We start from the raw sequence: 13,757 nt of genomic DNA, 5'->3' as shown, positions 1-13,757 counted from the left end.
GTCGTCTGCGGCCGCCGACCGCCGCGCAGGAACTGCTGCGTCCCTCTCCAAGACCCGCGTCGACTCCGTCTCAATCGATCTCCCGGTCTGCCTTCAGACCCCGCAGCAGCACGTCGAGGGCAGCTTCGAAGTCCTGCTCCTCCATGGCGTCCCGCTCGGTCGAACTGCCGGCGATCGACGTCCGAGTCTGCTCGGCTGCGACCCAGCCCAGGGTGAGGCGGACCAGGGCAAGCGCACCGCGGCGGGCGTCGTCGTCATCGAGGCCGACCGTGCGGAGCAGTGCTGCGAGTTCCGAGGTGGGAGCAAGTGCCTCGGGCGCCACCGCATGGGCGACCGCAACGACATCTGCGCCATCACGCACCTGGAGGATGGCCCGGCGCAGTGCGCGCACCATCTCGGCGGGGCTCTCCTTTCCCGCCACGGGCTGGAGCATGCGCTCTGCGAGGGTCAACAGCAGCGTCTGCTTGTCAGCCACGTGCCAGTACAGTGCCCCTGGCTGCACGCCCAGTTCCCGGGCCAGCCGGCGCATCGTCAGATCCCCCAGCCCGTAGGTGCGCAGCAGCTCCCACGCCGCGTCGACCACGGCGGTGCGGGTAAGGGCCACGGGACGCCTCCTCTCGAACGCGGGAACCGGTCCAGTCTATGGCGGGCCCCGGCGGCTGCCCTGGCGACGGAGGACATGCGCGGAGCACGTTGACACCGGTTTGAACACTGTTCAATAATTGAACGGTGTTCAATGAGCTTCCGGCCTAGCCGACGCTGTTCTGGGGGCCGAGCCCTCGCCCGGGGCGAGCGCAGGGGGGCGGCTCGTGGCAGGCCGAGGGAAGGTGACGGTGCGAAGAGTCCTGGGCCGTCCTGTGGACGACCAGACGCGGTGCGTCCACTACCGCACGGCGCTGGACGTGGTGGCGATCAGGTTCCGGTGCTGCCAGGAGTTCTACCCCTGCCACCTGTGCCACCAGGAGAGCGCGGGGCATGCGGCGGTGCAGTGGCCGATCGAGGAGTACGGCACCGCGGCGGTCCTGTGCGGGGTCTGCAAGGCAGAGCTGGCGATCAACGAGTACCTGGCGGTGGACGCCTGTCCGCGGTGCGCGGCGCCGTTCAACCCGGGATGCCGCTCCCACGCCCAGCTGTACTTCCAGGCGGAAGCCCAGTAGGACTCCCACCGGCGCGCACCCGTGCCGGTGCCCACCCCCAGGAGAAGAGGATCCACGAGGTGTCGATCAAGCACTCGACCGGGAGGCCGTCGCGCCGCGAGAAGCCCGTGGCACCCCCGGCGCCGTCGGGGCCCGGGCGCCGGGGCATCGAGCTGTCGGGGGTGTCCGTCACCCGGGAGGGCACCGAGGTGCTGGCCGGGATCGACCTGGTCCTGGAGGAGCACCGCATCGCGGTGATCGGGCTCAACGGCTCGGGCAAGTCCACCCTGGTGCGCCTGCTCAACGGGCTGCTGCTGCCCGACCGCGGCACGGTCCGGGTGGGGGACCTGACCACCGCCGAGGACGCCAAGGCCATCCGCCGGCAGGTCGGGTTCGTGTTCCAGCACCCGGAGAACCAGATCGTGATGCCCCAGGTGGCCGAGGACATCGCCTTCGGGGTCAAGAACCTGGGCCTGCGCGGGGACCGGCTCACGGCCCGGGTCGAGGAGATCCTCCACCGCCTGGGCATCGCCCATCTGCGGGAGCGGGAGTCCTACGCGCTGTCGGGCGGGGAGAAGCAGCTGGTGGCCCTGGCCTCGGTGCTGGTCATGGACCCGGCCACCATCGTCTTCGACGAACCGACCACCATGCTCGACCGGCGCAACCGCCGCCGGCTCCAGGCCACCATCGAGACCCTGGACCAGCAGGCCATCGTGGTCACCCACGACCTGGAGATGATCGGCGACTACGACCGGGCCCTGGTCGTGCACGAGGGCCGGATCGCCCTCGACAGCACCCCGGCCGAGGCCGTGGAGTACTACTGCGAGCTCAGCGACCGATGAACAACGCTCAGCGCACCAGTCCCCTGAGCGGCATCGGCGCCGGGTACAAGTTCGCCGTGCTCTTCCTGGCCAGCCTCGCCCTCTACGCCACCGCCCACCTGGGCGCCCAGGTGGTGGCCTGCGCTGCGGCCGTGGTCGCGGTGCTGCTGACCCGCACCCCGGTGGCCCGACTGGGGCGGATGCTGGGCGGGCTGGTGCTGATCGTCGGGATCGTCGTCGCCACCTTGGTGCACACCACCGGCTGGGAGGCTGCCGCGGTGGCGGGCCTGCGGCTGCTGAGCCTGTGCCTGCTGGCCTGCGCGGTGACCCTGTCCACCCCCTTCAGCGCGATGCTGGCCCTGTTCCAGATCCTCCTGGCCCCGACCCGGCACCTGGGGGCCAACCCGGCGCAGATGAGCCTGGCGCTGTCGATGACCGTGCGGTTCATCCCGCAGATCCGCACCCAGTACCTGCAGATCCGCGAGGCACAGTTCGCCCGCGGACTGCACCACCACCCCGTGGCCGTGCTCGTGCCGCTGCTGGTGCGCACCCTGGAGTCCGCCCAGGAGATCGCGGCCGCCATCGACGCCCGCTGCTACGACTCCACCCCGCCGGCCCGGGCGACCGCCCCACCCGCCGCCGACTGACCCCTGACCCCTCTCCCGAAGGAGCCCCCGTGCCCGCCCAGAACCCCCAGAGCACCCAGAACACCGTCCTCGTGGCGCTCTTCGCCGCCCTCATCGCCGCCCTGGGGCTGGTGCCCCCGATCACCGTCGGGATCATCCCGGTGCCCCTGACCCTCCAGACCCTGGGGGTGATGCTGGCCGGGGCGCTGCTGGGGCCGGTCCGGGGCATGCTGGCCGTGGTCGTGCTGGAGGTCCTCGTGCTGGCCGGGCTGCCGCTGCTGGCGGGAGGCCGCGGCGGGCTCGGGGTGCTCCTAGGCCCCACCGGGGGCTACCTGGCCGGGTGGATCCCGGCCGCACTGGTGATCGGTCTGCTGGTGAAGCACTGGGCGATCCGCCGCCCCGGCACGACGGCCCGGTTCGCCGCCGTGCTGACCGCCACCGTGGTGGGCGGCATCGGGGTGATCTACGCCGTCGGCATCCCCTGGACCGCCGTGGTCACCGGCCTGCCCCTGTCCACCTCCGCGCTGGGCGCGCTCGTGTTCATCCCCGGGGACCTCCTCAAGGCCGTCGTGGCCACCCTGGTGGCCACCAACATCCACCGCAGCTACCGCCGCCTCCTGGGCGGGGTGCAGACGGCCGCCCGCTAGCTGTACCCGGTCACTGGGTTGGTTGCAGACGGCTGATCGGCGGGAGCCCACCGAGGGCGAGGACATGCCCTTTCCGGACCGCGTGTCGCGCTGGGCCGAGGAGCACCCGCCGGAGCCCGCCGTCGTCTGCGGGAGCGAGCGGCTGGGCCGGCGCGAGCCGCACGCCGCAGCTGCCCGGGCGCTGCTGCACGAACAGGAGCCGGCAGTGGGGCATCTGGTGGCGGTCGAGGTCAACGCGGCCTTCGCCGGGCAGGTGCCGGCCTGCGCGGGCTCGACGAAGCGGTGCTGAACGCCGACGGCGGTGCTCTGGCCCTCGCCCACGCCTGCGGCGGCTCCCGGGACCGGTGTCCGTGCTCCGCCTGCTCTCGCGGTCGCAGGCCCTGCCCGAGGCAATCCTGCTACTGGCGGTGATCAGCTCCGCCGGGGGCATCGGCACGGCGGCGGCCCTGTTCGACAAGGTCCCGCTCCGACGCAGCACACGCCCACCTGTCGTAGCCGGTGGTCGGCCGATGCCACGGTCCGACGCGGCGGGAAGGGCGCTCGACGACGCCGACCCGCCCGCCTGATCGCTCGGCTCCCTGGCGGAACCGGGGCCACGATCCTCCGGCGCAGCAGCGCCCACGCCGATCCTCCGGTCTCGACCACGAGAACTCCCGGCCGGCACCGGTCCACCGGGGCGGAACCGGCGCAGCCGTCGACCGCGGGGTCTCGCCCGTGGCCGACGGCGACGGTCGCGGCGGACAACGAGGCCGGAAGGAGTGCCCGTGGGCACGGACGGACACACGGGCGGACGAGCGGAGAGGCAGCGGATGGTCGCGGGGCGGACCTGCCGCTCACGCGGCCCCGAGCTCACGCGGCAACGGGCGGCGGTCAAGCGCGCCCTCCACGAGGACAACAGCGCCCACCCCGGCGCCGAGGACCGGCGCGCGGAGCTGCTGCGGACCCTGCTCGGGTCGGTCGGGGAGCACGTGTGGCTCGAGCCCTCGTTCCGGTGCGACTGCGGCAGCCAGATCACGATGGGCAGCGGCGCCTGCGCGGACCACGACCGCGCGATCCTCGGCCGCGCCCGTCACCACCGGCGACCTCGTCCTCTTCGGCCCGGGCGTGACCCTCGGTGCCCGCGCGGTGATCGGGGCGGGCAGCGTCGTGACGCGCGACGTGCCACCGGACGTGGTCGCCGCGGGCAACCCGTGCCGCGTGCTGCGGCCGATCATCGACGAGGACCGCGCGGCGTACCGGGCGACCTCCGGCGCGACGGGAGCCTGAGCCCGGCGCCCGTGCACGGCCTGGGAACCGTCCGGGGCCGGCCGGGACGGGTCGTCCAGGGGCGCTCGCGGGGGAGCTGGAGACACCCCGGAAGAACTCCCCGGCGTCGGCTTCGACCTGCACCGTGATCGTCTCGGACGGGGCCTCGGCCGAGGCGCCGAGGAAGGTCGTCGTGGCCACCGGAGCGGCCGGGCAGTTCCCGGCACCGCAGGCCCCCTGTTCACCGCCCGGCGTCGACTGCGCGGGGCCGGTCCGGGAGGCGGCTCCGGCGCCCGTCGGGGCGCGGGCCGTGGTGACCGCGCACCCCGGTCCGACATCCGTGGTCGTGCTCGTGGACCGTCCGCCGTCCGGGCCCGTGCTGGCGGCGACGCAGAACCCGCCCTCCGCAGGAGGAGGGAGGGTCTCGGCGGCCCAGCGTCCCAGACCGGTGCCCGGCGCCGCCGGGTCGCGGCGGCCTCCTCGCATCCAGCACCCGGCGGCGTACTCCTGCCCCGCCCGGTGGATCGACGAACGACGTGGCGGATCGCTGCCGCCGTTGCCGCCTCCCGTGCCCCATCGTGGGAGCGCAGGCACCCCCGACAGGCATCATGACCCGCGGTCCCCGGACCTCGCCCTTGACCGCCACCTGCTGCTTGGCGCTCCTCCCCGGCGCCGCCCTCGTCGTCCTCGTGGACGGCCGGTGGGCCGCGCTGATGGTCCTCTGCGGCCTGGTCCTGGCAGGGTCCGGGGCCCTGGGTGAGGAACGTGCCCGCCGGGGACAGCGCCTGGGCCTCGACGAACTCGCCGGTGCCCTCGCGCCGCGCGGCGAGGCCGTTCCTGCCCTGCACGTGCGCCGAGACCTCTCCGGCGTCCACTGAGTCCATCGGCGCGCCGTCGATCGCCGCCGGGGCGCCGCAGCAGTGCTCGAGGAGCAGGCGCCCGGCCGGCATGTTCTCCTGGACGAGGTACGGCCCACTGCGGCCGTGTGCAGCTCGGGACGGCCGCGCCCACGGCGGGAAGCCCGCACCGGCCGCGCCGGTGTGCGGCGGCTCCGGTGAGCAGGCATCCTGTTCCAAGCCCCTCCGCCGTCGAAAGGACCCCCGTGCCCGTCCGCCCCGCCCTGACCGCCGACGTCCCCGCCCTGGCCGAGCTGGCCGCCGGCACCTTCCCCCTCGCGTGCCCGCCGCATCTGGGCGAGCGGGCCGTCGCGGCGTTCATCGAGGAGTTCCTCTCCACCGGCCGCTTCACCGAGTACCTGCAGGATCCCCACCGGGTGGTCCTCGTGGAGGACACCGGCGGGACGCTGCGCGGCTACGCGATGGTCGTGCTCGGGGACCCCGCCGATCCGGAGGTCGCCGGCGCGGTCGCCGCGCGGCCGGCGGCGGAACTGAGCAAGTGCTACGTCGCCGCCGAGCACCACGGCACCGGTGCCGCCGCACGCCTGATCACCGCGTGCACGAAGGCCGCCCGGGACCGCGGCGCCCGCGCGATGTGGCTGGGCACCAACCAGGACAACGCCCGCGCCATCACCTTCTACACCAAGCACGGCTTCACCGTCGTGGGGCGGCGGCGCTTCACGATCGGCGACCGCCAGGAGAACGACGTCGTCATGGAGCGCCCGCTCGTCCAGCCCTCGCGGACGAGAAGGGCCCCCGGCTCCGTCGACGCCGCCGAGGGCTAGCCCCCCGGCTCACCACGCACTGCTCCCAGCGGTCCCAGCGGCGTGGATCGGACGGCGGACCACCCGTCGTCGGAGGGCAGGACCGCGGCGTTGACGCGCAGGCCCTCCTCGGCGTACACGGACGCCGTGCGGCGCGTGGTGCCCACCACCGGCAGCACGGCCCGGCATCGCCGCGGGCCCGGGCGTCGACGGCGGACAATGGTGTTCCAGCCGACGAGAGGAACCCCGGAATGGACGTGGTCATCCTGCCCAGCGCCGCGGACGTCGCCGCGTACGCGGCCGACGTCGTCGCCGCCCGGATCGCCCGGGAACCCGACGCCGTGCTCGGCGTGGCCACGGGGTCCTCCCCGGTCGGGATCTACCGGGAGCTGGCCCGGCGCCGCAGGGAAGGGGAGCTGGAGCTCGCACGCCTCACCTGCTTCGCCCTGGACGAGTACGTCGGGCTCGCACCCGGCGACCCGCACAGCTACGCCGCGTACCTGGAGCGGGAGGTCGCCGGCCCCCTCGGCCTGCCGGCCGACCGCGTCCACGTGCCGGAGGGCTCCGGGGCGGACCTGGAGCAGGCCGCCCAGGCGTACGAGCAGGCGATCGCCGCGGCCGGTGGCATCGATCTGCAGATCCTCGGAATCGGCACCAACGGCCACATCGGCTTCAACGAACCCCTGTCGTCGTTGTCCTCCCGCACCCGGGCGCTGGCGCTGTCCGCCCAGACGCGCGCCGACAACGCCCGCTTCTTCGACCGTTCCGACGACGTGCCCACGCACTGCCTCACCCAGGGGCTCGGCACGATCCTCGAGGCGCGGCAGCTGCTGCTCGTCGCACAGGGGCAGCGCAAGGCGGCGGCCGTCGCCGCGGCGGTGGAGGGCCCCGTGGCGGCCCGGTGCCCGGCCTCGGTGCTGCAGTTCCATCCACACACCACGGTGGTGCTGGACGAGGCCGCCGCGAGCGGGCTGACGCTCGGCGGATACCGCCGCCCCGACGTGGCCGGGAGGGGCGACGCGGAGCAGCAGCGGTCACTCGACGACCCGCCGTGCTCATGACCTTGCCGGCAACGGCTCCCACGGAGTCCTGAGGGCTCGACCGGTGAAGCGCAGAGGATCCGGGCGGTCCCCGGCAGGACAGGCCGCGGGCGGGAGGCGCCCTCGGGGTTCGTCGGCTGTTGGCCGCACCGTCACGCGGCGGAGGGCCGCCGGTCACCGAGGGCCTGCACGGTGAGGGCGCTCCCGATGCCTCGTGGAAGGACCTCCTCATGACCTTGTTCCTGCGCACCCTGACGGCCGGCGGCGCCGTCGCGGTCTCGCTCGCCGTCCCGCAGACGGCGGCGGCCGCCGAGGTCGAGCTGGGCGAGCCGCTGGCCCAGGCCCACGCCCACAACGACTACGAGCACGAGCGGCCGCTGCTGGACGCGCTCGAGCACGGGTTCACCTCCGTGGAGGCCGATGTGTGGCTGGTGGACGGCGAGCTGCGGGTGGCCCACGACTCCTGGGAGCTGGCCGACGCCCCGACCCTGGAGGAGGCCTACCTGGATCCGCTGGCCCAGCTCGTCTCCCCGAACGGCAAGCAGCTCTACCCGGGCTACGACGGGGACTTCCAGCTGCTCATCGACCTCAAGAGCGGCGGGGCGGACACCTGGGCCGCCGTGGAGGAGGAGCTGGCCGAGCACAGGAAGTTCATCACCCGCTACCAGGACGGCCAGATCAGGGACCGTGCCGTGGAAGCGGTCATCAGCGGCAACCGCCCCCTGGCGGACATGCAGGCCGCCGAGACCCGGTACTCCTTCTACGACGGACGCTCCACCGACCTGGGCCAGGGACTGGACCCGGGGCTCATGCCGCTGATCAGCGAGAACTGGACCAGGCTGTTCACCTGGCAGGGGGCGGGCGAGATGCCGGCCGCCGAGCGGGAGCGGCTCCGCGCCTACGTCGCGCAGGCCCACGGCGCCGGCTACCGGGTGCGGTTCTGGGCCACCAACGACCTCGCCGGCCCGGCCCGCGAGAAGCTGTGGACCGAGCTGCGCGCGGCCGGAGTGGACCACATCAACACCGACGACCTCGAAGGGCTCGAGGAGTTCCTCTCCGCACCTGCGAACTGAACCGGTTGCCGCGCCTCTCCCCGGCAGCCCCACCGACCGGGCCTGGGCGCCGGCCACGCACCACCGTTGCGAAGGCGTCCCCGGGCCTCCGTACGCGAACACCCCCCCACCGATGAGGAGCACCTCCGTGTCCACCCCCCTCTCCCGCCGCGGCTTCCTGGGCACCGGTGCCGGCGCAGCCGCCCTGGGCTTCGCCTTCGCCGGCGCCGGCAGCCTGACCCCCTTCGCCCGTCCGGCCAACGCCGCGACCCGCAACGCCGTCGGCTACGGCGCCCTGGTGCCCGACCCCAGGGGCATCCTGGCCCTGCCCGAGGGCTTCTCCTACAAGCTGCTGGCCCGCTCCGGGCAGACCCCCACCGCCGACGGCACCCACCCCTCCGACCCCGACGGCATGGGCGTGTTCGACGGCCCCGACGGCGGGTCCGTGCTGATCTGCAACCACGAGAACAGCGGCAGGGAACCGCACCCGGTCCCTGCCGTGGAGGGGCTGACCTACGACCCCGGAGCCATCGGCGGCACCTCCACCCTCGTCGTGGACGCCGACGGGAACCGGGTCGACCAGTACACCTCGGTGGCCGGCACCAACAACAACTGCGCCGGCGGCATCTCCCCGTGGGGCACCTGGCTGACCTGTGAGGAGACCGAGGCCCGCGCCGGCACGGGCACCAACACCAAGGACCACGGCTACGTCTTCGAGGTCGACCCCACCGGTCGTGAGGCCAACCTCGGCAAGTCCGCGGTGCCGCTGAAGTTCCTGGGCCGCTACTCCCACGAGGCCGTGGCGATCGACCCGGCCACCACGCAGATCTACCTCACCGAGGACGCCTCCAACCCCAACGGCCTCTACCTGCGCTGGAGCCCGCCGTCCGGTTTCGTCCCGGGCAAGGACGCCCTGCGCACCCTCGCCCAGGCACCGGGCGGGGACACCGCCGGGCGGCTGCAGGCCATGCAGTGCTTCCGGGGCGACACGCCCATCCGCGACCTCTCCGAGGCCACCCGGATCGGGACCCGCTACAAGGTCCGGTGGACCGACGTCCCGGACCGCGACGCCCGCACCACCTCGGTGCGCAAGCAGCTCACCGACGACCAGGTCACCCGGGCCCGCAAGCTCGAGGGCCAGTGGTGGGCCGACGGCGGGGCCTGGTTCGTCTCCAGCTTCGCCCGCACCTCCGACGGGTCCGTCCACGAGCACGACGGCCAGGTCTGGCTCTACGACCCCGCCACGGAGACCGTCACGCTGAGCACCATCTTCGGGGTCAACCCAGACCCCGCCCAGGACGGGCACTTCGACGGGCCCGACAACATCACCGTGGCCCCGCAGGGCGGGCTGATCCTGGCCGAGGACGGCTCCGGGGTCTCCCACCTGGTGGGCGTCACCGACCAGGGCAAGTCCTACCCGATGGCGCGCAACGAGTACAACAACTCGGAGTTCTGCGGCCCGGCCTTCTCCCACGACGGGAAGTGGTTGTTCGCCAACATCCAGTCCCCCGGCTTCACCCTGGCCATCACCGGGCCGTGGACCCGCCCCTCCAACGCCGCCTCGGGCGGGGAGGCCCAGTGACACGGTCCTGAGCCGGTCGCGGGCTCCAATCCCGCGTCGAGGGGCGGAGCCCGCGACGGCGGGGCGGCCCGGTCAGCGCATGTCCCGGGGCCCCGCCCCGGTCGGCGGCGCTCCCCCGGAGCGCCGCCCGGCCCCGTCTGCCCGGGGCAGGAGGGCCGAGGGGCGGAGCCACCGGGGCGCTCCGCGTCGCTGACCTCGTCCGGCGGGGAGCGCGGATCGTCCGCGGACGGACGTGCCCCACCCGGGGCGGCCCGGGGCGGTGATCCGCACGGATCCGCTCCCCGGCACCCCGGACCGGAGGTCGCGGGCGAGGAGCCCGATCGCGGTCGTTCCGTGCAGCTGGGCCTGGTGGAGATCCACGGTGAGCCTCGCATCGGGGAAGGCGGTGCGGGCCTGCTCCACCAGTGATGGCAGGACCGGCTGGTGGGCTTCGGTCAGCGTGCCGGTGACGGCCAGGGTCACGTGCCTCCCGTCGGGGTCGACCTGGACGAGGACCGAGAGCTTGGGCGTCATGGGCGGGTTCCTTGTCCTGGTGGGCGCCGTGCGGCCCTGGGCGTCGGGGTGCTGGGCACGAGGGGCGTCGAGGGGCGGGCGCCGGCCTCGGGCGCGGCGCCCCGGCCCCCTCCATTCTGGGCGGGGACGGTGCCGGTCGCCATGGCCGGCCGTGCTTGTGCGTTTTGTGAACCGCTCCCGCCCGGTCCCGGGCCACCGGACACGGTCGCCGTCCCGGCGGCCAGCACCCGAAGCCCACCCCGGCCGGCCACCGCCGGGCCCGCCCTCCGCACGCCCGCGCGGCGCCGGTGCTGCGCGCGGCGGAGCCTCTCCGGCCGTCCCCGGCACCGGCCCTTGGCGAGGACGGGACGAGCACGGCAGGATGACCGCAACGACCCACTACGGCCGGGCTCCGTCGGGAGCTGGTGCGGAGGAGCCACGATGAGCCTGCAGGACACCACCTCCGAGATCCTGATGCCCGCGGCCTTCTTCGGCCACGGCAACCCGATGAACGCCCTGGAGACCAACCGGTACACCAGCGCCTGGAGAGCGTTCGGGGAGTCGGTGCCGCGGCCGCGGGCGATCCTGGTGATCAGCGCGCACTGGTACATCAACGCCACCGCGGTCACCGCCATGCCGGCCCCGCGCACGATCCACGACTTCTACGGGTTCCCCCAGGAGCTGTTCGACGTGCAGTACCCCGCCCCCGGGCTGCCGGGCCTGGTCGAGGAGATCAGCGACACCGTCCACCCGACCTGGGTGGGGGCCGACGTCGACAGCTGGGGCATCGACCACGGCACCTGGTCCGTGCTCGTGCACGCCTTCCCCGACGCCTCGATCCCGGTGCTGCAGATGAGCATCAACGCCGACAAGCCGCTGGACTACCACCTGAAGCTCGGTGCCCAGCTGGCCCCGCTGCGCGAGGCCGGGGTGCTGATCATCACCAGCGGCAACATCGTGCACAACCTGGGCGGCATGAACTGGAAGCTCGCCGACGACGGCTACGACTGGGCGAGGCGCTTCAACGAGGACGCCAAGGAGCGCATGCTCTCCGTCCCGACCGAGCTGGCGGCGCTGGACGCCCACCGGGACTGGCGCCAGGCGGTGCCCACCCCGGACCACTTCATTCCCTCGCTCTACCTGGCCGGCCTCGCCGGGGCGGCCGGGGCGGCGGACACCCGCGTGCTCGTCGACGGCTACTCCTACGGGTCCCTGTCGATGACGGCCTACACGCTCGGGACGGACTGCCCCGGGGGGACGGGACAGGGCGGGTCGTCCCGGCCCCCGGCGGATCTGCCCCCGGATGCCTCCAACATCTGAGCCCGCGCGGGGATGGCATCGGCTCCCGCCCCGTGCGCGTCCACTCAGGAGGACGTTCCCGCGGAGGCCCTCCGCGGGGTCGCAGGACGACGACCAAGACGCTCCCCTCTGGGGGGACCGGTGGCCGGACCCGCCGGGGACGTGGGTCCGGCAGGCCTTCCGGGACGACAGCGGGGCGCCGTGGAGCGGCCCGGGCGCGGGCAGAGGCAGGGGGCATGCGGAGGCCGCATCCGGACGGGGGAGCGATAAACTGGCCGCAGAGCTCGCCACCCCATGAGAGCGGCTGCGCTGGTTGCCTGAGTGATCACAGTGTTCGGGGGATCCGCTATGAGAAGAGCATCGACGGCGCCGGCCGTCCCGTCCTCGTCGCCTGCTGCCGTCCATGATCATCATCGCTGAGGCCGTGGTCGTGCTGGCCCTCGTCGCCTGGGTGATGTGGGTGCTGGTGGGCGCCCTCCAGGCCCGGATCGGCACGGCCGGGGAGACCACCGCCCGGGAGGAGGACCCCTCCCGGGCGCGAGCCGACCAGGAGGTGGTGGCGGAAGCCCGGCGGGCCGGGGAAGAGGACATGCGCACGGCCTGGCTCCGGTGGCAGCTGCGGCCCGTCCCGGACCAGGCGGAGCAGCGGGACGTCTCGCTGATCCCCCGCACGCTGGCCGTGGTGCCCAAGGCCGACTGGGACGTGGACCGGCTGCGGCAGCACGGCCGGTCCGTGTGGGCCCTGCGGGCGGGTGCCCGCCGGCACGACCAGCTCCCGGAGGTGGACGCCCGCCTGGACCGGGTGGCGGCGATGATCTCGGACCTGACGGACGACGAGTTCGACACCGGCCTCGGGCAGACCAGTGACCGGTACCTGTTCCACCGGGAGCGGGGGGTCCGGCTCGCCTACCTGGAGGGCGGGGGCAGGGGGGTGGAGGTCATCATGGACACCGTCACCGCCACGCGGGCCCAGATCCGTCAGGACGCGGCCACGAGGGCCGCCGCGGAGTCCCTCGTCCAGCAGCGCAACGCCGCGCTCAGGGCCCTGCGGGAGACCCACCGGCCGACCGAGACCCGGGACGCCCATGCCGCCTGGGAGGCGAAGGCCGAGGAGATCGACGAGTGAGCCACCGCCCGCTCACGGGCAGGCGTGCAGGACGGGTGGGCACGACCGGCGCAGACGCGTGATGCGGTGGAGCCGCTCGGCGTCGTGCCCGTCGGGGAGGGCGGCGGTGCCCGGCGCGGGCGAGAGCACCAGCTGGGCGCCGCGCGCACCGGCCACGGACCGGAAGAGCCGCTGCATGGCTTGGTCGTCGTCACGGATGCTCGTCTCCACGGCGGTGCACAGCTCGACGGCGTCGATCAGTCCGTCGACGAGGCCTGCGGCGATGCCCCGCCCCCGCGCCCGGGCCGCCACGGCCACCTGCCAGACCAGGAGCACCTCGGGTGCGTCCGGGCGCCGGTGTCCCAGGACGAAACCGACCACGGCGCCGTCCTCCTCCGCCACGAGCGAGGTCCGCGCGAAGCCCCGGCACCACAGCAGATACGCATAGGAGACGCTGAGGTCCACGCTGTGGCACTCCTTGGCGATGCGCCACAGGTGCCCGGCATCGGCCACGGTGGGATGGCGGAGCACCACCGGCGGCCACGGCGCCTCCCCGCTGCGGGGTCGACCGGTGCCGTCCCGCCCCGGATCGGACAGCACCGCCGCCGGCGGCTCGCCGGCGGCGGGCCGGTCGCCGATGCGCCGTGCCATCGCCTTCCACCAGCTGCGGTACGAGCCGGCGGGCCCGCGCACCTGCTCCGGGTCACGGGGGTGCGGTGGTCGGGACGGCCCCGACGGCAGGGAGCGGTCCTCCGCCCGCGGGTGGTGCCCCAGCAGGCCCCGGGAGGGCGGCTTCGCGCGCGTTCCGGCGACATCGACCGGAGCGACGTCGGAAGGACCATGGTCCATGGCAGTGACCTTCTTCGGGTTCGAAGTCCTGGCGGCCACTGCTCGACCTGGGGCTCACCCTAGGCGAAGCAGGCGCCCCTGGCCAGGAGCTGCGCCGGTCCGGAAGGGGACGGCTCGCGCTCGGGCCTGGGCACCTGTGCGGACCGTGACGGGCAGGGCCGCCTGGACAAGTCCCCCGGGGCGGGGGGGGGGGGGGGGGGGCG

The 13,757-nt window shown here is 74.1% G+C and carries 16 protein-coding genes and 1 pseudogene; 14 read left to right on the top strand and 3 right to left on the bottom strand.

Annotated elements, in window-relative coordinates; genetic code table 11:
- Positions 1-70 precede the first annotated feature (70 nt).
- Positions 71-604, bottom strand: a complete 534-nt coding sequence (locus M3185_RS17475; RefSeq protein WP_251334631.1) for a TetR/AcrR family transcriptional regulator C-terminal domain-containing protein — start codon at positions 602-604, stop codon at positions 71-73.
- Between the two features lie 253 nt (positions 605-857).
- Here M3185_RS17475 and M3185_RS15800 point away from each other — a divergent pair, with 253 nt between their 5' ends.
- The 12 genes and pseudogenes from M3185_RS15800 (at position 858) to M3185_RS15750 (ending at position 9,809) form a co-directional block, all read left to right on the top strand.
- On the top strand, positions 858-1,157 hold the full coding sequence (locus M3185_RS15800) for a CHY zinc finger protein (RefSeq protein ID WP_251334630.1): 300 nt from the start codon (positions 858-860) through the stop codon (positions 1,155-1,157).
- Positions 1,158-1,216: 59 nt separating this feature from the next.
- Positions 1,217-1,978 carry an energy-coupling factor ABC transporter ATP-binding protein gene (locus tag M3185_RS15795; RefSeq protein ID WP_251334629.1) on the top strand — a complete coding sequence of 254 codons (762 nt, stop codon included), beginning with the start codon at positions 1,217-1,219 and terminating at the stop codon, positions 1,976-1,978.
- The gene (locus M3185_RS15790) at positions 1,975-2,604 is read left to right on the top strand and encodes an energy-coupling factor transporter transmembrane component T family protein (RefSeq protein ID WP_251334628.1); all 630 of its coding nucleotides are present in this window, start codon (positions 1,975-1,977) and stop codon (positions 2,602-2,604) included. The genes M3185_RS15795 and M3185_RS15790 overlap by 4 nt, the downstream gene beginning before the upstream one ends.
- Positions 2,605-2,633: 29 nt before the next feature.
- Positions 2,634-3,230: a biotin transporter BioY gene (locus M3185_RS15785; RefSeq protein WP_251334627.1), complete on the top strand. Its 597-nt coding sequence runs from the start codon at positions 2,634-2,636 to the stop codon at positions 3,228-3,230.
- 64 nt (positions 3,231-3,294) lie between these two features.
- On the top strand, positions 3,295-3,519 hold the full coding sequence (locus M3185_RS15780) for a hypothetical protein (RefSeq protein ID WP_251334626.1): 225 nt from the start codon (positions 3,295-3,297) through the stop codon (positions 3,517-3,519).
- A gap of 520 nt (positions 3,520-4,039) precedes the next feature.
- Positions 4,040-4,180, top strand: a pseudogene (locus M3185_RS17570) (maltose acetyltransferase domain-containing protein); the annotation flags it as partial.
- A gap of 154 nt (positions 4,181-4,334) precedes the next feature.
- Positions 4,335-4,496: a hypothetical protein gene (locus M3185_RS15775; RefSeq protein ID WP_285859989.1), complete on the top strand. Its 162-nt coding sequence runs from the start codon at positions 4,335-4,337 to the stop codon at positions 4,494-4,496.
- Positions 4,497-5,110: 614 nt separating this feature from the next.
- Complete coding sequence (locus M3185_RS15770) at positions 5,111-5,353, top strand: hypothetical protein (protein WP_251334625.1); 243 nt, start codon at positions 5,111-5,113, stop codon at positions 5,351-5,353.
- Positions 5,354-5,577: 224 nt separating this feature from the next.
- On the top strand, positions 5,578-6,156 hold the full coding sequence (locus M3185_RS15765; protein WP_251334624.1) for a GNAT family N-acetyltransferase: 579 nt from the start codon (positions 5,578-5,580) through the stop codon (positions 6,154-6,156).
- Positions 6,157-6,386: 230 nt separating this feature from the next.
- Positions 6,387-7,196 carry a glucosamine-6-phosphate deaminase gene (nagB, locus tag M3185_RS15760; protein ID WP_251334623.1) on the top strand — a complete coding sequence of 270 codons (810 nt, stop codon included), beginning with the start codon at positions 6,387-6,389 and terminating at the stop codon, positions 7,194-7,196.
- 209 nt (positions 7,197-7,405) lie between these two features.
- Positions 7,406-8,248, top strand: a complete 843-nt coding sequence (locus M3185_RS15755; RefSeq protein ID WP_251334622.1) for a phosphatidylinositol-specific phospholipase C/glycerophosphodiester phosphodiesterase family protein — start codon at positions 7,406-7,408, stop codon at positions 8,246-8,248.
- A gap of 127 nt (positions 8,249-8,375) precedes the next feature.
- Positions 8,376-9,809 carry an alkaline phosphatase PhoX gene (locus M3185_RS15750; protein WP_251334621.1) on the top strand — a complete coding sequence of 478 codons (1,434 nt, stop codon included), beginning with the start codon at positions 8,376-8,378 and terminating at the stop codon, positions 9,807-9,809.
- A 72-nt stretch (positions 9,810-9,881) separates the two neighbouring features.
- Here the strand turns inward: M3185_RS15750 and M3185_RS15745 are convergent, their stop codons facing one another.
- Positions 9,882-10,322, bottom strand: coding sequence for a hypothetical protein (locus M3185_RS15745; protein WP_251334620.1), 441 nt, complete (start codon positions 10,320-10,322; stop codon positions 9,882-9,884).
- A gap of 420 nt (positions 10,323-10,742) precedes the next feature.
- Here M3185_RS15745 and ygiD point away from each other — a divergent pair, with 420 nt between their 5' ends.
- Positions 10,743-11,621 carry a 4,5-DOPA-extradiol-dioxygenase gene (ygiD, locus tag M3185_RS15740; RefSeq protein ID WP_251334619.1) on the top strand — a complete coding sequence of 293 codons (879 nt, stop codon included), beginning with the start codon at positions 10,743-10,745 and terminating at the stop codon, positions 11,619-11,621.
- A 382-nt stretch (positions 11,622-12,003) separates the two neighbouring features.
- Positions 12,004-12,726, top strand: coding sequence for a hypothetical protein (locus tag M3185_RS15735; RefSeq protein WP_251334618.1), 723 nt, complete (start codon positions 12,004-12,006; stop codon positions 12,724-12,726).
- Between the two features lie 12 nt (positions 12,727-12,738).
- On the opposite strand, the gene ectA is transcribed toward M3185_RS15735, so the two are convergent.
- The gene (gene ectA, locus M3185_RS15730) at positions 12,739-13,356 is read right to left on the bottom strand and encodes a diaminobutyrate acetyltransferase (RefSeq protein ID WP_251334617.1); all 618 of its coding nucleotides are present in this window, start codon (positions 13,354-13,356) and stop codon (positions 12,739-12,741) included.
- Positions 13,357-13,757: the final 401 nt, after the last annotated feature.

The sequence above is a fragment of the Kocuria rosea genome (assembly GCF_023715525.1).
GTDB lineage: Bacteria > Actinomycetota > Actinomycetes > Actinomycetales > Micrococcaceae > Kocuria > Kocuria rosea_A.
The sequence above is the reverse complement of the archived record's forward strand: the minus strand, read 5'-3'. Positions and strand labels throughout refer to the sequence as shown.